The organism is Angustibacter sp. McL0619, assembly GCF_049994355.1.
Classification (GTDB): Bacteria; Actinomycetota; Actinomycetes; order Actinomycetales; family Angustibacteraceae; genus Angustibacter.
This window is the reverse complement of record NZ_CP188257.1, coordinates 4,497,130-4,518,421: the sequence shown is the minus strand read 5'-3', so window position 1 is coordinate 4,518,421 and position 21,292 is coordinate 4,497,130. Positions and strand designations below refer to the sequence as shown.

General features: G+C 69.2%; 16 protein-coding genes. 10 read left to right on the top strand and 6 right to left on the bottom strand.

The window, feature by feature from the left end; translation table 11 throughout:
* The first annotated feature begins 22 nt into the window (after nucleotides 1-22).
* Nucleotides 23-763: a VOC family protein gene (locus tag ACPPVT_RS21225; protein ID WP_426563832.1), complete on the top strand. Its 741-nt coding sequence runs from the start codon at nucleotides 23-25 to the stop codon at nucleotides 761-763.
* Nucleotides 760-1,740 (top strand): LLM class F420-dependent oxidoreductase, encoded by a 981-nt coding sequence (locus ACPPVT_RS21220; RefSeq protein WP_426563831.1) that lies wholly within the window; start codon nucleotides 760-762, stop codon nucleotides 1,738-1,740. The genes ACPPVT_RS21225 and ACPPVT_RS21220 overlap by 4 nt, the downstream gene beginning before the upstream one ends.
* Nucleotides 1,741-1,745: 5 nt before the next feature.
* On the opposite strand, the gene ACPPVT_RS21215 is transcribed toward ACPPVT_RS21220, so the two are convergent.
* Entirely contained in the window at nucleotides 1,746-3,350 is a 1,605-nt protein-coding gene (locus tag ACPPVT_RS21215; protein ID WP_426563829.1) for an amidohydrolase, read from the bottom strand.
* 199 nt (nucleotides 3,351-3,549) lie between these two features.
* Here ACPPVT_RS21215 and ACPPVT_RS21210 point away from each other — a divergent pair, with 199 nt between their 5' ends.
* The 6 genes from ACPPVT_RS21210 to ACPPVT_RS21185 all read left to right on the top strand — a co-directional run bounded on the left by ACPPVT_RS21210 (nucleotide 3,550) and on the right by ACPPVT_RS21185 (nucleotide 10,661).
* Nucleotides 3,550-4,503, top strand: a complete 954-nt coding sequence (locus ACPPVT_RS21210) for an ABC transporter permease (protein ID WP_426563827.1) — start codon at nucleotides 3,550-3,552, stop codon at nucleotides 4,501-4,503.
* Nucleotides 4,500-5,378 carry an ABC transporter permease gene (locus tag ACPPVT_RS21205; RefSeq protein WP_426563825.1) on the top strand — a complete coding sequence of 293 codons (879 nt, stop codon included), beginning with the start codon at nucleotides 4,500-4,502 and terminating at the stop codon, nucleotides 5,376-5,378. Before ACPPVT_RS21210 ends, ACPPVT_RS21205 begins: the two co-directional genes overlap by 4 nt.
* Nucleotides 5,375-6,376 carry an ABC transporter ATP-binding protein gene (locus ACPPVT_RS21200; RefSeq protein WP_426563823.1) on the top strand — a complete coding sequence of 334 codons (1,002 nt, stop codon included), beginning with the start codon at nucleotides 5,375-5,377 and terminating at the stop codon, nucleotides 6,374-6,376. The genes ACPPVT_RS21205 and ACPPVT_RS21200 overlap by 4 nt, the downstream gene beginning before the upstream one ends.
* Nucleotides 6,373-7,233 carry an ABC transporter ATP-binding protein gene (locus ACPPVT_RS21195; RefSeq protein ID WP_426563821.1) on the top strand — a complete coding sequence of 287 codons (861 nt, stop codon included), beginning with the start codon at nucleotides 6,373-6,375 and terminating at the stop codon, nucleotides 7,231-7,233. The genes ACPPVT_RS21200 and ACPPVT_RS21195 overlap by 4 nt, the downstream gene beginning before the upstream one ends.
* Nucleotides 7,234-7,288: 55 nt before the next feature.
* Nucleotides 7,289-8,932 carry an ABC transporter substrate-binding protein gene (locus ACPPVT_RS21190; RefSeq protein WP_426563819.1) on the top strand — a complete coding sequence of 548 codons (1,644 nt, stop codon included), beginning with the start codon at nucleotides 7,289-7,291 and terminating at the stop codon, nucleotides 8,930-8,932.
* A 118-nt stretch (nucleotides 8,933-9,050) separates the two neighbouring features.
* Nucleotides 9,051-10,661: an amidohydrolase gene (locus ACPPVT_RS21185; RefSeq protein WP_426563817.1), complete on the top strand. Its 1,611-nt coding sequence runs from the start codon at nucleotides 9,051-9,053 to the stop codon at nucleotides 10,659-10,661.
* Between the two features lie 16 nt (nucleotides 10,662-10,677).
* Here the strand turns inward: ACPPVT_RS21185 and ACPPVT_RS21180 are convergent, their stop codons facing one another.
* Together ACPPVT_RS21180 and ACPPVT_RS21175 are read right to left on the bottom strand one after the other, a co-directional pair.
* The gene (locus ACPPVT_RS21180) at nucleotides 10,678-12,189 is read right to left on the bottom strand and encodes a carotenoid oxygenase family protein (RefSeq protein ID WP_426563815.1); all 1,512 of its coding nucleotides are present in this window, start codon (nucleotides 12,187-12,189) and stop codon (nucleotides 10,678-10,680) included.
* A 19-nt stretch (nucleotides 12,190-12,208) separates the two neighbouring features.
* Nucleotides 12,209-13,444, bottom strand: coding sequence for an acetyl-CoA acetyltransferase (locus ACPPVT_RS21175; protein WP_426563813.1), 1,236 nt, complete (start codon nucleotides 13,442-13,444; stop codon nucleotides 12,209-12,211).
* 132 nt (nucleotides 13,445-13,576) lie between these two features.
* On the opposite strand from ACPPVT_RS21175, the gene ACPPVT_RS21170 reads away from it, so the two are divergent.
* Complete coding sequence (locus ACPPVT_RS21170) at nucleotides 13,577-15,289, top strand: class I adenylate-forming enzyme family protein (RefSeq protein WP_426563811.1); 1,713 nt, start codon at nucleotides 13,577-13,579, stop codon at nucleotides 15,287-15,289.
* Between the two features lie 3 nt (nucleotides 15,290-15,292).
* Here ACPPVT_RS21170 and ACPPVT_RS21165 read toward each other — a convergent pair whose 3' ends face one another.
* From ACPPVT_RS21165 to ACPPVT_RS21155, 3 genes are all read right to left on the bottom strand, one after another.
* A complete protein-coding gene (locus ACPPVT_RS21165; protein ID WP_426563809.1) occupies nucleotides 15,293-15,994 on the bottom strand; it encodes a hypothetical protein in 702 nt (233 codons plus the stop codon).
* A 40-nt stretch (nucleotides 15,995-16,034) separates the two neighbouring features.
* Nucleotides 16,035-16,859: an enoyl-CoA hydratase-related protein gene (locus ACPPVT_RS21160; protein WP_426563807.1), complete on the bottom strand. Its 825-nt coding sequence runs from the start codon at nucleotides 16,857-16,859 to the stop codon at nucleotides 16,035-16,037.
* A 73-nt stretch (nucleotides 16,860-16,932) separates the two neighbouring features.
* Nucleotides 16,933-17,739, bottom strand: coding sequence for a DUF1295 domain-containing protein (locus ACPPVT_RS21155; RefSeq protein WP_426563805.1), 807 nt, complete (start codon nucleotides 17,737-17,739; stop codon nucleotides 16,933-16,935).
* 424 nt (nucleotides 17,740-18,163) lie between these two features.
* On the opposite strand from ACPPVT_RS21155, the gene ACPPVT_RS21150 reads away from it, so the two are divergent.
* Entirely contained in the window at nucleotides 18,164-21,214 is a 3,051-nt protein-coding gene (locus tag ACPPVT_RS21150) for a S8 family peptidase (protein ID WP_426563803.1), read from the top strand.
* Nucleotides 21,215-21,292 lie beyond the last annotated feature (78 nt).

Genomic DNA, 21,292 nt, shown 5'->3' with positions numbered 1-21,292 from the left:
CCCATCCAGAAGGAGACAGTACATGCCAGGAACCGAGGGCAACGCGACGACGTCGTGGGCCAGGCTGCGCCAGGTGGTCATCGCGACCAACGAGATCGAGGCCGACATCACGACCCTGCGGTCCGCCATGGGTTTCGGGGTGGGTTTCCACGATCCCGAGCTGCTAGAGCACGGCATGGTGGATCGAACGTTCGCGCTGTCGGACGGGACCTACCTCGAGCTGGTGGCAGCCGTCGACCCCCAGGACTCGCTGAGCCGTTGGACGCGCAAGATCGGCGGGCGCGGCGGGTATGCGCTGTCGATCCAGCACCCCGACGTCGCGGCCGTCCAGGCGCGGGCGCTGGCGGCGGGTGTCCAGGTGGTGCGCGCTCAGGACGCGTTCGGCTTCCCGATCCTGCAGCTGCACCCTCGGGACACCGCCGTGCTGCTCGAGGCCGATGGGATCGCCGACCCCGACGTCTGGTTCTGGGACGGGGTCGGCGAAGACGCGCAGCCGCAGCCGGAGGCGGCCATCGACTCGATCCTGGCCGTCGAGATCAGTGTCGAGAACCCAGCGAAGATGGCAACGTTGTGGCGCGAACTGCTCGACCTGCCGGCCGGCGCGGATGACGCGACCGTCTCGCTGGGTTCCGCGCAGCTGCGTTTCGTCGAGGGCGACGACACGAGCCGCTGGACGATCGTGCTTCGGCGGCAGGCCGGCGGCGCCGCGCCGTCCCCGGACCTGCTGCCGGGGGTCACGTTCCGATTCGTCGACCCCGCGTGAGCGCCACGCTGGAGGTCTCCCTCGGGCTCTGGCAGGATCGCCCGCCCGAGGAGGTGATCCGGACCGCGCTGATCGCCGACTCGCTCGGGTACCGCGCCGTCTGGGTGGGTGAGATGGCGACCTGGGACGCCTTCGCACTGGGGGCGCATCTCGGCCCCCAGCTCACGCTCTCCGATCTCGTGCTCGGTCCCTTTGCCGTCGCAGTCCGCGACCCGGTGATGATCGCCATGGGGACGGCCTCCGTCGCCGCGCTCACCGGGCGCCAGGTCTCGGTGGCTCTGGGGACGTCGTCCACGATGGTGGTCGAGCACTGGCACGGACGTGATCGCTCCCGCTCGGCCCTCGCCCTGGCCGAGTCCGCGCAGGCCGTCCGCTCGCTGCTGGACGGAGACAAGGCGGAGCTGGCAGGTCAGGTGCTCCGGACCACCGGGTACCGGCTGAGGCTGACGCCGCCGCGCTCGCCGCTCGTGGTCGCGGCCTTTGGCGACCTCGCCATCCGGGTGGCGGCCGAGCACGCGGACCGGCTGGTCCTCAACCTCGTCGACCCTCTGCAGGCGGGTGTGCTCGTCTCGAAGCTGCGCGCGGCCGCCGAGCGGGCCGGGCGTCCCAGCCCGCGGGTGGCGCTGTGGGCCGGTTGCGCCGTCGACCCGGGTCCACTGGCGATAGAGCAGCTGCGGCGCGGGCTCGTCGGCTATCTCGCGGCCCCGGGCTACTCGGACATGTTCCGGGCAGCGGGTTTCGGCGAACTCGTCGAGCTCGCTCAGTCCCGTCCGCACCCGAAGGAGCTCCTCGCGCAGATACCGGACGAGCTGCCGGCTGTGGTGGGTCTGGTTGGGGACCCCCGTGCAGTCCGGGCGCGGATGGACGAATACCACGCCGCCGGGGTGGACGACATCGTGCTCGTTCCGTCGGCGACGGACGACGATCCCGCCGGCGAGCGGACGCTCCGGCTCGCCAGCGCGCTCAGTCAGGACTGAAGAGCTCAGGCTTCGGCGCGGTGCACCACGGTTCCGTCGACGATGGTCAGCAGGCAGGGCAGCTCGAGGACGTCTTCGGGGGGAGTCGTGACCGGGTCGGCGCCCCAGGCGACGAGGTCGGCCTGGGCGCCGACCTTGAGTACGCCGGCCCTGCCTTGGTCACCAACTGCCCGAGCGGCGTTCACGGTGTAGCCCGCCAGGGTCTCCAGCCCGCTCAGCGGGCGACTGGCACCGATCGGACCGTTGTCGGCGAGGTCCGGGGCTCGCCGAAGCTGCGCAGCGAAGAACCCGAGTCTCGGGTCGTAAGGGGCCACCGGCCAGTCCGAGCCCAGCACGACCAGCGCGCCAGCGGCGGACAGGTCCCCGGACGGCATGGCGTGCTGGCACCGCGCGTGACCGAGTCGCTGTGACCACGGGTCGGACAGGTCCGGAAGCAGCCAGCGCAGGTGGATGGGCTGCATGGACGCCGTGACGCCCATGGGTCGGAACCGGCGCAGCGTGCTGTCCGGTGCCGTCTCCACGTGCTCGATGCGGTGGCGACGCCCTCCGGAGGGCAACGAGTCGTAGGTGTCCAGCACCTCACGGACGGCGCGGTCGCCGATCGCGTGGGTGGTGACGGCGAAGCCGGCGTCGTGGAACCGCCGCACCGCCGACTGGTACCGGCCGTGCTCCGGCCACATCGGGTCGAGGCCGGCTCCGTGGGTGTCCGGCTCCTCGAGCCAGGCCGTGCCGGTGTCGATCACGCCGTCCATCAGGAACTTGACGCCGTGCGCGCGCCACCGGCGTCCGGCTTCGTCCCGGGCAGCCGCGAGGCCGGCCAGGTGGTCGTCGTCGTACGTAGGCTCCACCAGGTAGTGCAGGTGCACCCGCATTCCCAGGTCCCCGGCCGCCTCGAGGTCGGCCAGCACTGCGGCCGTGTCCAGGCTGCCGTCCATCTGGTGGATGCCGGTGATGCCGACTGCGTTCTGCGCCCGGATCGCGTCGGCGTACCAGGACAGGCGCTCCTGCTGGGAAGGCGTGGGACGCAACGAGAGCAGGGTGAACATGGCGCTCATCTCCCGCGCCTCGCCCGTGGGCTCCCCCGAGTCGTCGCAGACCATGAACGAGCCGTCCTCGAACTTCTCGCGACCGGTCAGGCCGGCCAGACGGATGGCGTGGGCGTTGGCGAACACGGTGTGCAGGTCGAGGGACAGGATCAGGCAGGGACCCTCGCCCGCGGCCGCGTCGATCAGGTCGTGGTGGTAGGGGGCTCCGCCGAAGGCTGCGTACTCCAGGGCGTACCCGACGACGAACTCGCCGGCGCCCACCCGGGCGCGCTCGGCGGCCAGCATCGCCCGGACCTCGTCCAGCGAGCCGACCCGGTCGAACGACACCCCGCGCGCGAGCTCGGCTCCGTGCAGCAAGTGCTGGTGCCCGTCCGTCAGTCCCGGGGTGAGGGTCCACCCGGTGCCGTCGATCACCTCGGTGGTCCCGTCGCACGCGTCCCGGACGCAGGCGTCATCGCCGACGGCCACGATGACGCCGTCGCGGACGGCGACCGCGGAGGCGAAGGGCAGATCGGGATCCATGGTGCGGATCGTGGCGCCGACGACGGCGAGCTGAGCAGGCATGGATTCTCCTCGAAACGGATCGGACGAGGCTGCCGTCCGGGTGCTCGGACGCTAGCAGCCGTCAAGCCCTCAGACAATGCCTCTGTCAGACCCATTGACGACATGGGTTCATTGGCTTACCTTCGTCGGAGCGAACATTTCGTTCAGTTGGCTCGGTGCGCACGTCGCCCAGCCCGACGAGGCAAGGCAGGAGGGTCCGATGACGGTCGCGCGTTTCCTCGTCGGTCGCCTCATCGCCCTCGTCGTGACGCTGCTGCTGGCCAGCTTCGCGGTCTACGGGGCACTGTTCCTGGCCCCTGGGACCCCCTTGGCCTTCCTGACCAGGGGGCGCAGCATGACGCCCGCTCAGCTGCAGTCGATCAAGGCGCAGTACCACCTGGACGAGCCCTTCCTGGCGCAGTACGGGCACTGGCTCGTGGGTGTGCTGCACGGTGACTTCGGCATCTCGATCATGGCCAAGGCGCCGGTGTCGTCACTGCTCGGTGGGCGCGCGGTGAACACCTGCGCGCTGGTGGCCTGTGCCGCGCTTCTGATCCTCGTCGTCGGCCTGATCACCGGGATCGTCGCCGGGCTGCGGCCCGGCTGGGTCGACTCGTCGCTGATGCTGACCGCCACGGCCGCCATGGCGGTGCCCGCCTTCGTCGCCGCGATCGCGCTGATCGCGGTCTTCGCCGTGCGGCTCGGGTGGTTCCCGGTGTTCGGTGCCGGCGACAGCGTTCCGGATCGGATCAAGCACCTGGTGCTGCCGTGCGTGGCGCTTGCGTTCTCGTCCGTCGCGTACGTCGCCCGGCTCACGCGGGCGGCCGTCAGGGAGGAGCTGGGCTCGGACCACGTCCAGACCGCCGTCAGCCGGGGGATCCCGCAGGGCCGGGTGATCCGTCGGCACGTACTGCGCAACGCGATGATCCCGATCGTCACCGTCGCCGGCCTGACCATCGGCGGCCTGATCGCCGGCGCAGTGGTGATCGAGCAGGTCTTCCAGCTCAACGGCCTGGGCAGCTACCTCGTCCAAGCGGTCGGCCAGAAGGACTTCCCGGTGGTGCAGGCGATCTGCCTCATCCTGGTTGCCGCATTCATCGTGCTCAACACGATCGTCGATCTCGCGTACTCGTTCCTGGACCCGCGCATCGCCGTCGGAAAGCAGCACTCATGAGCCTCCTCGAGGTCGAGAGCGCGGACCCGACGGCAACCGCGCTCCACGAGCGCTCCGGTGGGCGGCCCCCGGGCCTCGGCATCGGTGGCTGGATCGCCGTCGCCGTCCTGGTGCTGATGGTCCTTGTCGCACTGGTCGGTCCACTGCTCGTGAAGGCCGACCCGAACTCGATCAGCCTGCTGGACTCGTACGGAGGTCCGGCGGCTGGGCACGCTCTCGGCTTCGACGGGCAGGGTCGCGACCTGCTGGCACGGCTGGTGCACGGCGCCCGCAGCTCGCTGCTCGGTCCGCTGCTCGTCGTCGTCATCGGCATCACCCTCGGCAGCCTCATCGCGTTCGCTGCGGCCTGGGTGGGCGGAGCCTTCGATGCGACGGTCGCTCGGGTGATCGACGCGATGTTCGCCTTCCCGGGCTTGCTGCTGGCCATCGTCGCGGTGTCCCTGTTCGGTCCCGGACTGCTCGCGGCGTCCATCGCGCTGGCGATCGGCTACACGCCCTACGTGGCGAGGATCGTGCGGAGCGCGACCCTGCGGGAGCGCCAGCTGCCGTACGTCGCCGCGCTGACCGTGCAAGGGCTGAGCGGGACCCGCATCTGCATCCGGCACCTGCTGCCCAACGTCAGCGGGATCATCGTGGCGGCCGCGACGCTGTCCTACGGGTACGCGCTCATCGACCTCGCGGCGCTGTCGTTCATCGGCTTGGGCGTCCAGCCGCCGCAGTCCGACTGGGGCGTGATGGTGGCCGAGGGCGTCCCGGGCATCCTGGCCGGCTTCCCGCAGGAGTCGTTGTACGCGGGCCTGTGCATCGTGGTCGTGGTCGGTGCCGTCAACTTCCTCGGTGACCGGATCACCGCCCGGGCGGAGGCGCGCCGATGAGCGATCTCCTGGAGATCGAGTCGCTGACGGTCTCACTCCCCGTGGCCGGCCAGCAGCGCCCGGTGCTGCACGACGTCAGCCTGCGGATCGGCGAGGGTGAGGCGGTGGGGCTCGTCGGCGAGTCCGGCTCGGGCAAGTCGATGACCGCCCGTGCCGTGGCCCGGCTGCTGCCCAAGGGCGCGCAGCTCGGTGGGCGGATCGCCTTCGCCGGCGAGCAGGTACTCGACCTGCGTGGCGCCAAGCTCCGCGAGTACCGGACCGAGGGCGTGGCGATGATCTTCCAGGATCCGCGCGCGCACACCAACCCGGTCCGCACGATCGGCGACTTCCTGACCGAGGCCATGTGCACCAACCTCGGCATGAGGCCTCGGGCGGCCCAGGCCCGTGCGTTGACCTTGCTGGAGTCGGTGGGGATCGACAACCCGCAGCGGCGCCTCAAGCAGTACCCGCACCAGCTGTCCGGCGGGATGCTGCAGCGGGTCATGATCGCCTCCGCCATCGCGGTCCGGCCTCGGCTGATCCTGGCGGACGAGCCCACGACCGCCCTCGACGTCACCACCCAGGCCGAGGTCATGGCGATCCTCGACAACCTGCGCCGCGAGCACGGCTTGGCCATGCTGTTCATCACGCACGATCTCGAGCTGGCCGGCGCCGTCTGCGACCGCACCGCCGTGATGTACGCCGGCTCCATCGTCGAGGAGCAGGCGTCGGCTCGGCTGCACGACGACCCGCTGCACCCGTACACCGCGGCGCTGGTCGAGGCCCGGCCGAGCGTGACGGTGACCGCGCACCGCCTCGCCGCGGTGCCCGGGCGACCGGTGTCGGCGTTCGAGGCGCCTGCGGGGTGCGCGTTCGCGCCTCGTTGCCCGCACGTCCAGGACGCCTGCCGGACGACGACGCTCGAGCTGGCCAGGGTGGACTCGGGCCTGACTCGCTGCCTGCGCATCGATGAGCTCCGCGGTGAGCTCGCCAGGTCGCAGGACGGGAGCGTGGCATGACCGCCGGCAAGCTCGAGCCGGCGCAGGGTCCGGCGGTCGAGGTGACGAACCTGCGCAAGGTCTACCCCGTGCGCGAGGGTGGACGCCGCTCCGACTTCGTTGCCGTCGACGACGTGTCCTTCACCCTGGAGGCTGGGGGTTCGCTGGCCATCGTGGGGGAGTCGGGCTCAGGCAAGACCACGCTGGCCAAGATGCTGGTCGGTCTCGAGCGGCCGACGGCGGGAAAGATCGAGATCCTCGGTGTCGACCGGTCGGCCCCGGAGCGGGGTGCCAAGGCCCGTCGTCGACGCGGACGCGACATCCAGATCGTCTTCCAGGACCCGTACACCTCGCTGGACCGACGGCAGACCGTCGGTGACGCCCTCGCCGAGGTGCTGCGACTGCACTCCGAGCGGACCCGCAGCCAGGTGGCGGATCGGGTCGTGGAGCTGGCCGAGCTGGTCGGCCTGGATGCCCGCCAGGTCTCCGCGCTGCCCAGCGCGCTGTCCGGCGGCCAGCGCCAGCGGGTGGCCATCGCCCGCGCGCTCGCGGCGGAGCCGACCGTACTGATCCTCGACGAGTCCGTGGCCGCGCTGGACGTGTCGATCCAGGCGCAGATCCTCAACCTGCTGGCGGACATCCGCGAGCGCTCGGCGATCAGCTATCTGCTGATCAGCCACGACCTGGCCGTGGTCCGTCAGGTGACCGACGACGTGATCGTGATGCGCCGGGGCGAGGTCGTCGAACGCGGCCGCACCGCCGAGGTGCTCGACCATCCGACCGAGCCCTACACCCGCCTGCTGCGCGACAGCGTGCCCGGGCCCGGCTGGGATCCGCACCGAGCGGCCTCGCTGTCGACCACCGACAGCCCTGTCTAGACCTTCCACCTTCCGTCCTACCGCATGCACCACCCACCTCTAAGGGAGTCTCGCTGTGAAGCCTTCTCATCTGCTGCGGCTAGCGCCGCTGGTGTGTGCCAGTCTCGTCCTGGCAGCCTGTTCGTCCGCCGCGGGCACCGGGTCCTCGGCGAAGACGCCTGGGGCGGGTGACCTCGTCGTCATGACGCCGGCCGCCACCAGCAACCTCGACAAGGTGACCTGGAACGAGCCAGAGGGTGAGCCCGCGACGATCGACCCGTATCTGTCGGTCGACTACACGCCTAACACCATCAACTCGAACATGTGCGAGAACCTGATGGCGTACTACCCCGACTACAGCTTCAAGCCGAACCTCGCGTCGTCCGCGGCCAACCCGGACCCGCTGACCTGGGTCTACACGCTGCGCAGTGGGGTCACCTTCTGGGACGGCAGCCCGATGACGTCCGACGACGTCGCCTACAGCCTCAACAGGAACCTCAAGGACGCCGGCAGCTTCTACCACTACCTGTACTCGAGCGTGAAGTCGGTCGACGTGACCGGCCCCCTCGAGGTGACCGTGCACCTGACCAAGCCGGACTACCTGTTCAACAAGGAGATGGCCGACTACGCCGGCGTCGTCGTCCAGAAGAAGTTCGCGCTGGCCCACCCCAAGGACATGGGCAGCCCGAACGTCGGCCTGATGTGCACTGGTCCGTACCAGTTCAAGTCCTGGACCAAGGGCGACAACATCACGATGACCGCTTACCCCGGCTACTGGGACAACGCGAACCGAAAGCCGAAGGTCAGCACGATCGTCTTCAAGTTCCTGACAGACGAGGCGGCGCAGACCTCCGCGCTGCAGACCGGTGACATCGACGGCATGTACGACCCGCCGCTGTCCGGGCTGACGCAGCTGAAGGCGAGCAGCGAGGGCAAGCTCTTCTACGGCCCGATGGACTCCAACCTGACGATCGTCTACTCCAACCCCAAGGGGTCCATGGGCAACCTGAAGATGCGCCAGGCACTCCAGCTGGCCACCGACTGGGACGGCATGGCCAAGGTGATCATGAAGGGCACTGCGACCCCGATCAAGGCCATGTTCCCGCCGAACGTCTTCGACGACGCCAAGGCTCAGCTCCAGCCGGCCTACGATGCGTTGCCTCCGGTCCAGTCGGGCTCGATCGACAAGGCCAAGGCGCTGGTGGCGGCCGCCGGCGAGGACGGCAAGAAGCCCGTCGTCTTCGCGGTGGGCGGTACGTTCACCGGGATCCAGTTCGGCAACTCGGTGGTCGACGCGGCCAAGAAGGCCGGCATGAACGCCTCCCTGAAGGTCGTGCCCGCGGCGGAGTACGGCGGCTACCTGTACGACCCGAAGACCCGCGCCGGCGTGGACATCCTGTTCACCGACTTCTGGCCCAACATCCCGAACGCGCTGGACTGGGTCGGGATCACCTCGGCCACCGGCGGGTCGTTCAACCAGTACGGCTACAACGGGATCGACTCGCTCTACGACCAGGCGCGTGCCACGGCCGACCCGGCCGAGCAGGGCAAGATCCAGGCGCAGATCATGACCAAGCTGACCGACGAGCTCCTGACGATGGCGCCGGGTTTGTCCCGGGCCAGCCGACTCTTCATGAACAAGCGCGTCACGGGCGCGCCGGCCTCGTTCAGCTACGTGTACTTCCCCTGGGCCGTCTACCTGGGTGGTACCGGGTCCTGACCCTGCCGTAGCGCCGATGCCCCCTGCCCGCGGGCAGGGGGCATCGGCCCCGCTCGTCCCGAACAAGCGGCAGCTCGGCTGTCGTCCCCGCATGCTCTCGGCTCCGGAAGGACCTCACGTGACTGACTCCCTGCTGGGCAACCGGTCCGGTCTCGCTGACACCCTGGTCGTCGGTGCCGCCGTCCGCACGCTCGACCCGAGCCGACCGACCGCGACCGCGGTCGCCATCCGCGACGGCGTGATCGCAGCACTCGACGAGGAGGCGCTCGACCTGCGAGGGTCTCGCACGAGCGTCATCGACCTCGCGGGAGCCACGCTCACGCCGGGGCTCGTCGACGGGCACACGCACCCGATCCTGGGTGCCGAGCTGTTCGTGGGTACCGACCTGTCGAGCTGCAAGGACCTCGACGACGTCCGTCGGGTGCTGGCGGCGGCCGTCGTCGATCTCGAACCTGGGGAGTGGCTGCGCGGAGTTGGGTTGAACCACAACGTCTTCGGCGGTGCGCCGATCACGAACGCGCCGATCGACGACGTGCTCGAGGGGATCCCGGCGTTGCTGCGGCTGTACGACGGGCACTCTGCTCTCGCCAGCAGCGCGGCGCTGCGCGCCGCCGGCGTCCATGGCAGGCGCGAGTTCGCCGTACGCTCTGAGGTCGTCTGCGACGCGGCAGGCCACCCGACCGGTTACCTGCTGGAGCATGCGGCGATCGACCTGGTGGCCGACGTCATGCCGACCGCATCACTCGCCGAGCGCCGTGACAGTGCCATCTCGATCCTCGCTGAGATGGCGAGATCGGGGTTGACCGGCGGCCACGTGATGGATGGCTACCCGGCGACGCTCGACCTGCTCGCGGACATCGAGGCGGACGGCGACCTCCCGATGCGGCTGCGGCTGGCGCCCGGGTGCTGGCCGGGGGAGGACCTCGAGGCACTGGTTCAGCAGCAGCGCCGGCACGGCAGGCGATGGGCTGCGCGCGCTGTGAAGCTGTTCATCGACGGGACCGTGGAGGGTGGCACCGCCTGGCTACGGCGTCCGGACTGCCACGGCCAGAGCACGGACTCGCTCTGGCTGGATCCGGCCGAGTACACCAAGTCCGTCCAGTACCTGGCTGCCGCTGGAGTGCAGACGGCGACGCACGCCCTCGGGGACGCCGGCGTGCGGCACGTCATCGATGCCCTCGAGGACGTCGACACCCATGGCGTCCGGCATCGCATCGAGCACCTCGAAACCCTTCCGCTCGAGGACATCCGGCGCCTGGTCAGGGCCGGGCTCGTCGCGTCGATGCAGCCCTCGCACTCTGCGTACACCACGGCAGACCACGTGGACGAGTGGTCGCGGCGGCTCGGCGAGGAGCGCGCCAACCGCGGCTGGTGCTGCCGGGACGTCCGAGATGCCGGAGGGATCCTCGTCCTCGGGTCGGACTGGCCGGTCGCCGACTACGACGCCCGCGACGTGCTCACCTACGCGCGGCTGCGACGCCCGGCCGGCACTGACAAGCAGCCGTTCCTGCCTGAGCAGGGACTGACGGGTCTGATGGCCCTTGAGGGTATGACGACTCACGCAGCGCTGGCGGCCGGTGAGGAGAGCGTCGCTGGGCGGATCGTGCCAGGCATGCGCGCTGACCTCACGGCCTTCGCGATCGATCCCGTCACCGCGCCGGCGGATGAGGTGGCCGAGGCCCCGATCCGTCTGACCATGGTTGACGGGACCGTCACCCACCAAGCCTGAGCGAGCTGCCGCCGCGCTACAGCTGAAGCGCGGCGGCAGCGTCGTCGTGCGTGCGCCAGTCCGGGATCGTGCTGCCCGGCGCCCAGGTGGCGTGAGTCCCGCTCGACACCCGCTCCGGCAGGCGCACCCGCGCGATCGGGCCAGCGGACAGCTGCTGGGCGTCGAACACCAGGCACTCGGAGAGGTCGCGGTTGACGTCCGAGGTGATGGTGACCAGGTAACCGTCGTCCTCGGACGTCGATCCGATCCGCGGCGCCATGGTGGTCTCGCTGGCGAAGACGCCACTGGGGAACCGGTAGTGCTCCTCGTTCCCCGTCTCGGCATCGTGCTTGACCAGGCCGTCGAAGAGGAACCAGCCGGGGACCGCCGTGGCCGAGTAGCTGAACCGGTGGCGCTGGCCGGCGTGCCGCTGGTTGATCATGCCGAACTCGCTGGTGGTCTCGGTCAGCGGCTCCTCCTTGGTCATCCCCGTGCTGAGGTTGAACCGCCAGCGGTGCAGTCGCGGCCCCATCAGGTCGTTGTCGAGGAACCGGAACATCCGCTGGTAGAGAGTGCCGTTGCCGGCCGGCGGCTCGGGGTCGTTCTGGTAGTAGCCGTCCAGGACGATCTCGTTGCCGTCCTCGTAGGCGTTCGTCCAGTGCAGGACGTACGTGGGATCCGCCTCGAACCACCGGATGTCGCTGGCCTGGCCACGGCGCGGGATGACCGCGAACCGCGACGGGATGTCGCGGTGGAAGCGCGCGGCGTACTTGCCCTTCGCGAGCGCCTCCGGCGACCAGAACAGCGGCAGGTCGTTGAGGATCACGTAGTTGTCCGTGAACGCCATGTCGTGCGGCAGCCGGGGACCGGGCAGCGGGACGTCGATGTAGTGCACCAGGTTGTCGGTGGCGTCGACGACGCCGTAGTGCATGTACGGCGCATCCGTGCCGTAGTTGAAGAACAGCAGCTCGCCGCTCCGCTCGTCCAGCTTCGGGTGGGCGGAGACGCCCACGTCAGAGGGGAACTTGCCGTTCCAGCTGGCCTTACCGAGGGTCTCCAACGTCGTCGGGTTGAGTCGATAGAGGTCGCCGCACTGGTAGAAGCTGGTCAGGGCCACACCGTTGTGCATGACGACGTCCGTGCTGGAGGAGTCCTTGAGCCGTCCACGCGCGCCCCAGCCGGTCTGGGTGGGTGACTTCGCCGGGTCCTCGGCGAGCCCTGCCCACAGGGGGCGCCCCTCGACTTGCTCAGCCACGAAACCGTCGGTGCGGACGAACCTGTTGCGGTAGAACGCCTTCCCGTCACGGAAGCCCACGACGTGCACCATGGCGTCACCGTCGAACGGGTGGTAGATCTCCATCGCCGGGTGCACGGGGTTCTCGGTGTTGCGCAGGTAGGCGCCGTCCAGGTCGAGCGGGATCTCACCGATCACGTCCAGGTCGTCGGCCTTCCGCTCGACCGTCTGCGGGCGCCACGGACCCGTCCGGTAGGGATGGTCATCGTCGGGCGACAACGTCGTGAGTGCGCGGCCGAGGATCTCGATGTCCATGTCCAACCCTTCGCTGAGGTCAGTGTCGAGGCTGCGCACCGACGACGAAGCACGCGCTCGTCGTCGTGCTGCCGCCGATGTTGAGGGTGGCCACGCGCTCGGCGCCCGGCACCTGGTAGTCCCCGGCCTGCCCGGTGACCTGCTTGTAGGCATCGAGGACCATGCGCACACCGGTCGCCCCGACCGGGTGGCCGCCCCCGATCAGGCCACCGCTGGGGTTCACCGGGAGGCGACCACCGAGCTCGATGTCACCACTGTCGATGGCCTTCCAGCTGTCCCCGGGGGGCGTGATGCCGAAGTGGTCGATGGCGGCGTACTCGCTCATCGAGAAGCAGTCGTGGGTCTCGATGGCATCGAGCTGGTCGACGTCGGCGACCTCCGCGCGGCCGAATGCATCCAGGATCGACTGCCGCACGTGCGGCAGCACGTACTCGTGGTCCGCGGACCGCTCGAGCTTCAGCTGCAGCGAGAGCCCGACCGTTCGGTGTCCCCAGCCGAGGATCTTGGCGGCCGGGCGCGCCGGCGAGGACGCGTGCGCGGCAAGGTACCTGTCGCTGACCACCACGATGCCGGCGCCGCCGTCGGTCATCGCGCTGCAGTCGGTGCGTCGCACGCGCCCCTCGACCCGCGGGTTCGCGACGTCGTCGTCGGTGAAGCTCTCCGGGGTGAAGGACCACCCCCGGGTCTGCGCGTTGGGGTTCTTCCTGGCGTTGCGGACGTTCAGCTCGGCGATGGCGTGCAGGTAGCGGTCGTCGAGGGAGTACCTGCGGTCGTACTCCTCGGCGAGCCGGTCGAACATGTGCGGCCACATGTAGGTCGCGGCGGTGCCCTCGTGGCCGACCCAGGCGGCTGCACCCAGGTGCTGGGCACCGACGTCGCCGGAGACCGTCTTCTCGATCTCGGCGCCGAGCACCAGCGCCACGTCGTAGCGGCCGGCCTCGATCTCGGCCATCGCGGCGATCAGCGCCATCGAGCCGGAGGCGCACGCTGCCTCGTGCCGCATCGCAGGGACGCCCCACAGCTCAGGCTCGACCGTGGCGGGCATGCCACCGAGCTGCCCCTGTCCGGTGAACAGCTGCCCGAAGGCGTTTCCCACGTGGATGGTCTCCACGTCGGTCGCCGGGACCCCGGCGGCGGCGAGGGTGTTCTCGATGGTCTCGGCGAACAGGTCGGCGAAGTCCGTCCCCTCGCGAGCGGTGCTCCGCGCGAAGTCGGTCTGGTACCCGCCGACGACCCAGCTGGCGCTTGCGCCCATCGCTGTCTCCATAACCACGATCACTGATTTCGGTGTAACCTTACTACAACAAACAGTGTTGCTCGTCAACCCGCTCGGATCGGCAGCACTACAACTGACGAAGCCGGGTCTTCCGCCGTCGAGAGGGGTGGCATGCGGCTCTACAGCGCTGAAGAGGTCTCAGGCTTCGTCCGAGACGGGTGGTGGACCGGGCAGACCTGGCTGGATCTGCTGGACCTGCACGTCCGCGAGCGCGGCGACCGCACCAGCGTGGTGGATCCCACCAACTGCGAGGCGATCACCGGCCGGGTCCCACGTCGGCTGACCTGGATCGAGGTAGACCGGGAGGTGCGCCAGCTGGCGCGCTCCCTGCACCGAGCCGGTGTGGCCCGGGACGACGTCGTCGGCCTGCAGCTGCACAACGGGGTCGAGCTGGCGGTCGCGTACCTGGCCGTGGCCAGCCTCGGCGCGATCGCGTGCTCCTTTCCGGTGCAGTACGCCCAGCACGAGCTGAGCCAGATGGGGACACTGGCCGGCGTGCGTGCCTTCGTCACCGTGGGGCGCACGAACAAGGCGATGCTGGCCCAGCAGGCGCTGGAGCTGCTCGGTCGTATCCCGACACTGCAGACGGTTCTGGCCTGGGGGCCGGACCTGCCGGCCGGGGTGGTCGATCTCGATGCCGACCTGGGGAACGGCGACGGCGACGAGGACTACCGACGCTACGTCGCGGGGCTCGACATCCACCCCAACGACTGCGTGACGCTGTCGTGGACCTCGGGGACGGAGGGCATCCCGAAAGGCGTCCCCCGGGCGCATGGCGACTGGCAGGTCGTCTCGATGGGGACGATCTCGACGCCGAAGCTGACCAGTCAGGACGTGCTGCTGAACCCGTTCCCGATGGTGAACGCCGGCGGGATGGCGGGGATGTTCATGCCGTGGCTGGTTCTCGGCGCTCGGCTGGTGCAGCACCATCCGTTCGACCTGGACGTGCTCCTCGACCAGATCTCCGCCGAGCGGGTGACCTACACCTGCGCTCCGCCGGCCGTGCTGAACACCCTGGTGGCTCGGCCCGACCTGCTGGCCGAGCACGACCTGAGCTCGCTGCGAGCCATCGGTTCGGGCTCGGCCCCGCTCTCGGCCTGGATGATCGAGGCCTGGGAGGGCGAGCGCGGCGTCGAGGTGCTCAACCTGTTCGGCTCGAACGAGGGGCTGTGCCTGTTCGGCTGCCCGGACACGATTCCCGATCCCGCGGACCGCGGGCGGCTCTTCCCCCGTCCGGGCGACCCGACGTTCGCGTGGCGCTCGCGGATCGGCCGGGAGAGCAGGTCGAGGCTCGTGGATCTGCAGACCGGTGAGGACATCACCGAGCCCGATCGGCCGGGCGAGCTACGGGTGTCCTCGCCCGCCATCTTCGCTGGGTACTGGGGTACCGCAGCCTCACCGTTCGACGACCAGGGCTACTACTGCACCGGTGACATCTTCGAGATCACCGGCGATGGCGGCCACCTGCTGGTCTACGTCGACCGGGCCAAGGACCTGATCAGCCGCGGGGGCTACAAGGTCTCCGCGGTCGAGGTCGAGTCGTTGCTGCAGGCTCATCCAAAGGTCGCCGAGGCCGCGCTCGTGGGGATGCCGGATCCACGGCTCGGCGAGCGGTTGTGCCTCTTCGTCGCACCCGCCGAGAAGGGGAACCCGCCCACGCTCGACGAGCTCGTCGAGCTGCTGCGCGGACAGCAGGTCGCTCGGTTCAAGTGGCCGGAGCGGCTGGAGGTCGTCGATGCCCTGCCCCGCAACCCTGTCGGCAAGATCCTGAAGCGCTCCCTACGGGCACAGCTTCGCGAGGAGGCGGAGCTGGCGTCGCCTTGAGCCTCAGACCAGGCGAAAGTCGACCCCCGAGAGCCGCGAGGTGCGTCCGGCCTTCCCGGGATCGCTGGCGGGCAGCTCCACCGCCACCAGTCCGACCGCGCCGTCGGCCGGCACGAAGCGCACGCTGACGCCTGAGAGCTCCAGGCTCGTCCCGTCGTCCGCAACGGTCACATCAAGGACCTGTGCCCATCTGGCAGCCATCTCGGCGGGGTCGGCGACGGCGACCTCGATGGCTGACACGTCCTGCACGACCTCGGTGCTGCCGCCCTCGAAGATCGCCGGTGCCATGTGCCAGGTGTCGGCTGGCCGGATCTGGTCGAGCTCGGCCAGGGTGCCGAAGTCCTTCGGATGCCACTGGGTGATCGTGTGGCCCTCGTAGAGGGTCTCCATCACCGGCTCCAGACCGAGGTCCGCCGCCCGCTGCTTGGTCTGCTCGATGTCCGCGACCTGCAGCACCACCATGTATCCGAGATCCCCACGTCGGGCAAGGAGTCGGGCGGGCATCGTGTCCGGCCCGAGCGGGGCGGTGAACTCAAGGAACGTGTTCTCGATGGTCAGGACCTCGTGCACGAAGCCGAGCTCTGCCATCCCCTCTTCGTCCTTGACGCCGCTGTTCAGCCCGAGCTCGCGGCGCGCGGCCGCCAAGGTCGAGGGCAGGTCGTCGGTGAGGAACACCAGCTGCCTGACCGCGGGCAGTCCGCCCATCAGCTCAGTTCCTTCTCATGGGTGAGCCGGCGCGCCACCGTCATTGCGCACCATCCTTCGGGCGGGCTGCTGACCCGGCACCAAACGCCGCGAAGCTCGGCTGGCGTCGCTCGACGAAGCTCATCACGCCCTCGTGGAAGTCGACCGAGCCGAGAGCCCGGTGCTCCAGCTTCTCGGCCACCGCAACCGAATCGGAGAAGGAGCTCTCGTAGCTGTCGCGCAACTGCGCCTTGATGTTCGCGATCGAAGCCAGGGAGCAGTTCTCCGCGATGTCCCGGGCGTAGGCGATGGACTTGTCCAAGACCTCGTCCTGCTCGGCGAGCTGGTGGACGAGGCCGATGATGGCGGCCTCGTCACTGGTGAAGGTCCGACCGGACACCAGCAGCTCGCTGGCACGGCTGCCACCGATCAGACGCGGCAGCAACCATGCGCTCGCATGCAGGGCGGGCAGCCCCCGGCGGGCGAAGGCAGTCGACATCCGCACCCCGCTCGCGGCGATGCGTACGTCGCAGAACATCGTCTGCACGAGTCCGAAGCCCGCGCAGGCGCCGTTGATGGCGGCCACCATCGGCTTGAGCACGGTGATCGGGTACCAGTCGGGCTGGACGATCAGGGCAGCCTCCGGGTTGAACTCCCCGGTGTCCGAATACGTCTGCAGGGAGTCCGTGTCCGCACCCGGGCAGAAGGAGCTCCCCGACCCGGTGACGACGATGCAGCGCACGTCGGGGTCCTCGACGCACTCGGCCAGCAGCTCGTAGTAGCGCCGCTGCAGCCCCACGGTCCAGGCATTTCGCCGCTCCGGACGGTTGAAGGTGAGCACGGCCACTCCCTGCTGATCCGCACGCAGCACAACGTCATCGCTCATGGTCTGTTCCGATCCTCTCGTGCAGCGCCTGAGCGCTGCCCTGGTTCCGCTCTGAGAAGTCTGTCTCACGCTGTCACCGCACCTTCGTCGCAACGTCCTTCCGCGGTGGCCTCGGGAACAGCCCGCTCGTCCTTGCTGCATAGGCGATGTAGGCGTCACCACGGGTCCGAGCGAGCCGCCGGTCGAGCATCTGCTTGCCGGTCTTGGTGATCAGCATCCTGGTCATCAGGATCGGCGCGAAGACGGTCAGGACGCCGAACCAGGATCCGCACGCGATCAACCAGAACGAGAACATCACGCACAGGTCACCGAAGTAGTTCGGGTGCCTCGTCCAGGACCACAGGCCGCGGTCCAGGAGCTTGCCGGCGTTGTTTGGGTCCGACTTGAACCTAGCCAGCTGAAGGTCACCCAGAGCCTCGAAGACGAGCCCGACGGCCGCCAGGGCGACCCCGAGCCAGGTGAGGGCGTTGACGCCGGACCGCTCGCACATGGCGACGCTGATCGGGATCGCCACCACCCACAGCACCCACCCCTGCGGCCAGAAGATCGTCCTGACGACGTACGGGATGAGCGGGCCGGTGCGGCGGCGCATCAGCGCGGTGTACCGCGGGTCCTCGGGCTTGCCGTGGTTGCGCCAGAAGATGTAGGCAGCCAGCCGCACGCCCCAGACCACCGGCACGAGGAGGGCGATCAGTCGTCGCCCCGGGTCGCCGTGCCCGGTCGAGACGAGATGGGATGTCACCGCCACCGCAACGAAACCCAAACCCCACGCGATGTCGATGATCGACCAGTTCCTGCTTCGCACGGAAAGGGCTAGGACGGCCGCCATCAGAGTGGTGATCGCCAGTGCTGCGGCTACCAGGCACACGGCCAATGGCATCCACGCAAGCGTGCCCACGAGTCTCCTCCCCGGTCAGAACTAACACTGCTAGTTGTAGTATGGATTCGACGGAATGACAATGCCCGAGCGGACTCTTCCGTCGGATGGCCCCCCAGTGGCCAGAGATCAGACCGGACTGGCGACCGATCAGGTGCACCGGACGGTGTGTAGACATGACAGCCTCACTCCACAACCAGAACGGCGCTCCGCAGGGCGCCGACCGCCATCGTGCTCGGGTAAACACCAAGTAGCACGACGTCATCGCTGTGTCTTGGCAGCTGAAACCGGTTGGCGAATGCGACTGATCTGCCCAAACCCGTCGTGGCTCACGACTAGCCCATAGCCGTGGCTCACGGCTAGCCCATAGGTTTACGCCAATGTGCCTCGCAATGACGCGACGCCCTCGGTCAAGGAGGTGGTCAACATGTCGTTGGCCCGGTTAGCTGGAAAGCGTCCAACCCTGATCGGTGTGGCGATGGCGGGTGCCATTGCCCTGGTCGGGCCGAATCTGAGCTGGGCGCAGTCCGTCAAGACGGACAACAGCACGGGCATGTACATCGTCCAGCTGGCGGGCACTCCGCTCGGGGGTTACCAGGGGGACGTCAAGGGCTTCGCGGCGACGAAGCCCGGTGCTGGCAAGACGCTCGACACCCGCACCCCGGCAGCCCAGGCCTATCGGGGACGATTGCGCGACCAGCGCACCACGGTCCTGAAGAACGGCCACCTCGACGGGCACACGGTCACTGACGTGTACGACGTGACGATGAACGGTTTCGCCATGAAGATGACAGCGAGCGAGGCCGCTCGCCTGAAGTCCACCCCGGGTGTGCTCAACGTCTGGAAGGACGCCATCTTCACCACCGACACCGTGTCGACGCCCAAGTTCCTCGGCCTCGACGGCAAGAAGGGCGTGTGGAACAAGCAGTTCGGGAACGTCAAACACGCGGGTGAGGGCACCATTGTCGGCGTCCTCGACACCGGCTTCTGGCCAGAGAGCCCCAGCTTCGCGCCACTGAGCGAACCTCGCCCCGACGCCGCCGCCATCGCGGCGAAGTTCCACGGCGTCTGCGACCAGGGCAACGACCCGGTCGTTGCAAACCGCGTCACCTGCAACAACAAGGTGATCGGCGCGCGGTTCTTCGACGCGGGCGGCCTGAGCAACGCCCCCGGCGCCAGCGAGTTCCACTCGCCCCGTGACCGCAACAGCCACGGCTCGCACACCGCCAGCACGGCGGCGGGCGACCACGGCGCGCCGGTCGCGATCAACGGTCTGAGCCTGGGCACCGCGTCCGGCATGGCCCCGAACGCCCGCCTGTCGGTCTACAAGATCGGCTGGAACAAGCCCGACGGCACCGCCAGCGCCACGACCGCCGACATCGTCGCGGCCATCAACGCGGCCGTGTCCGACGGCGTGGACGTCATCAACCTGTCGTTCTCCGGAGCGACAGATGAGGTGAACGACGCGGTCGAGGTCAACTTCATGTTCGCCGCGGACGCGGGCGTCTTCGTCGCCGCTTCGGCCGGCAACAGCGGCCCGGGGGCGAGCACCGTCGCGCACAACTCGCCGTGGCTCACCACGGTCGCCGCGAGCACGCACGACCGGTCCTTCTCACGTACCGCCACCACCGGCGACGGCCACGTGTACTCCGGCCCCGGCGTCGGTCAAGGCGTGCCTTCCTCGCCTTTGGTCTATGCCGGCAACGTCGGGTTGTCCGGCGTGAACCCGACGCTGGTCACGCAGTGCCTGAGCGACGTCGACGGCGTCACTCCGGGCGTCCAGCCGGCGCTCGACCCGGCCCAGGTCGCCGGAAAGATCGTCCTGTGCGACCGCGGTAACAACGCCCGGACCGACAAGAGCCTCGCCGTCAAGAACGCCGGCGGCGTGGGCATGATCCTCGGCAACGTCACGCCGAACTCGCTCAACGCGGACTTCCACTTCGTGCCGACGATCCACGTCAGCGACACCGACCGTGCCACGATCCTGGCCTACATCAGCTCGGCCGGTGCCGGGGCAACGGCGAGCCTCTCGGCGGCGACCCAGGTCAAGACGGAGGCTCCGGCCATGGCCGCGTTCTCCTCCAACGGTCCGGCTATCGCCGGCGGCGGCGACCTGCTCAAGCCGGACATCACCGCGCCGGGCGTCGACGTCATCGCGGCGGTCTCGCCCGCGGCTGACAACGGCAACTTCTACGACGCCGAGTCGGGCACCTCGATGTCGAGCCCGCATATCGCGGGTATCTCGGCCCTGGTGATCCAGAAGCACCCGGACTGGTCGCCGATGGAGGTCAAGTCGGCGCTCATGACCTCGGCCAGCCAGGTCGACAACCTGGGCAAGCCAATTCTGGGTCCCGACGGCGTCAACCCGGCCACCCCGCTGAACTTCGGTTCCGGCCACGTGACCCCGGCCGGCACGTTCAGCCCAGGTCTGGTCTACAACTCCGGCCTCAACGAATGGGTCCAGTTCGGCTGCGGCCTGGGCGAGTTCCAGCCGGTGTTCGGCGACGCCGTGTGCGACTCGTTCGGCTCGATCGACGCCAGCAACCTGAACTACCCGACGCTGGCGGTCGGTGACCTCGCGGGCTCGCAGAAGCTCACCCGCACGGTCACGAACGTCGACAACCGCACCGGTGTCTACGCGGCCAGGGTCGTGGCTCCGGCCGGCTTCAGGGTCAAGGTCACTCCGAACCGCTTCGTGATCAGGCCGGGCAAGTCGTTCACGTACTGCGTGACCATCACCCGGACGACCGCGCCGTTCGGCCAGTACGGGTTCGGCTCGCTCACCTGGAAGCAGGTCGGCGGCAGCCACAAGGTCCGCAGCAACATCGCGGTCCAGCCCGTGCCGCTGGCTGCCCCGGTGGAGGTCGTCGGCTCCGGCGCAACCGGCAGCACCGCGGTCTCGCTGACCCCGGGCTACAGCGGGACGCTCACCGCGACGCCACACGGCCTCGCGGCCGACGTGCCGACCGTGGCGCACCTGTCCGGCATCAACACCACGTTCAACCCGGCCGCTCCGTCCGCGGGTCCGGCCGTGTCAAAGGTGACGGTCACCGTTCCGGCGGGTAGCCGCTATGCGCGCTTCGGCACGCACGGCTCCGACTACCCGGACGGCACCGACGTGGACGTGTTCGTCTACCAGGCGGGCACGAACGCGCTGGTCGGCCAGAGCGCCGGTGGTACCGCCCAGGAGACGGTGAACGTCACCGCCGCGGGCTCGTACGACGTCTACTCGGTGCTGTTCGCTCAGCCCGGCGGCGGCACGGGCGACTTCGACGTGACCACCCACACTTACGTGGTCCCGGGCGCGGCGTCCAGCTTGACGGCCAGCCCGGCGACGCAGTCGGTCACGTTGGCCAGCCCCGCCACGGTGACGGCCGCCTGGAGCGGCCTCACCCCGGGGACGAGCTACCTCGGTGTCATCGACTTCGGTGATGGCACCAACACGATCGGCTCCACGATCGTGAGCGTGACCAGCTAGTCCCGCTCGGGGATCACCCCGGCGGGCCCCGTTCGCGGGGCCCGCCGGCCCGTCTCGGGGGAGGAACTCTCCTATGCT

Excerpts from the sequence above, each read along its gene's own strand:
- ACPPVT_RS21225 (WP_426563832.1), top strand. The coding sequence starts at position 23 with ATGCCAGGAACCGAGGGCAACGCGACGACGTCGTGGGCCAGGCTGCGC.
- ACPPVT_RS21215 (WP_426563829.1), bottom strand. The coding sequence starts at position 3,350 with ATGCCTGCTCAGCTCGCCGTCGTCGGCGCCACGATCCGCACCATGGAT.
- ACPPVT_RS21210 (WP_426563827.1), top strand. The coding sequence starts at position 3,550 with ATGACGGTCGCGCGTTTCCTCGTCGGTCGCCTCATCGCCCTCGTCGTG.
- ACPPVT_RS21205 (WP_426563825.1), top strand. The coding sequence starts at position 4,500 with ATGAGCCTCCTCGAGGTCGAGAGCGCGGACCCGACGGCAACCGCGCTC.
- ACPPVT_RS21200 (WP_426563823.1), top strand. The coding sequence starts at position 5,375 with ATGAGCGATCTCCTGGAGATCGAGTCGCTGACGGTCTCACTCCCCGTG.
- ACPPVT_RS21195 (WP_426563821.1), top strand. The coding sequence starts at position 6,373 with ATGACCGCCGGCAAGCTCGAGCCGGCGCAGGGTCCGGCGGTCGAGGTG.
- ACPPVT_RS21180 (WP_426563815.1), bottom strand. The coding sequence starts at position 12,189 with ATGGACATCGAGATCCTCGGCCGCGCACTCACGACGTTGTCGCCCGAC.
- ACPPVT_RS21175 (WP_426563813.1), bottom strand. The coding sequence starts at position 13,444 with ATGGGCGCAAGCGCCAGCTGGGTCGTCGGCGGGTACCAGACCGACTTC.
- ACPPVT_RS21170 (WP_426563811.1), top strand. The coding sequence starts at position 13,577 with ATGCGGCTCTACAGCGCTGAAGAGGTCTCAGGCTTCGTCCGAGACGGG.
- ACPPVT_RS21165 (WP_426563809.1), bottom strand. The coding sequence starts at position 15,994 with ATGGGCGGACTGCCCGCGGTCAGGCAGCTGGTGTTCCTCACCGACGAC.
- ACPPVT_RS21160 (WP_426563807.1), bottom strand. The coding sequence starts at position 16,859 with ATGAGCGATGACGTTGTGCTGCGTGCGGATCAGCAGGGAGTGGCCGTG.
- ACPPVT_RS21155 (WP_426563805.1), bottom strand. The coding sequence starts at position 17,739 with ATGCCATTGGCCGTGTGCCTGGTAGCCGCAGCACTGGCGATCACCACT.
- ACPPVT_RS21150 (WP_426563803.1), top strand. The coding sequence starts at position 18,164 with ATGTCGTTGGCCCGGTTAGCTGGAAAGCGTCCAACCCTGATCGGTGTG.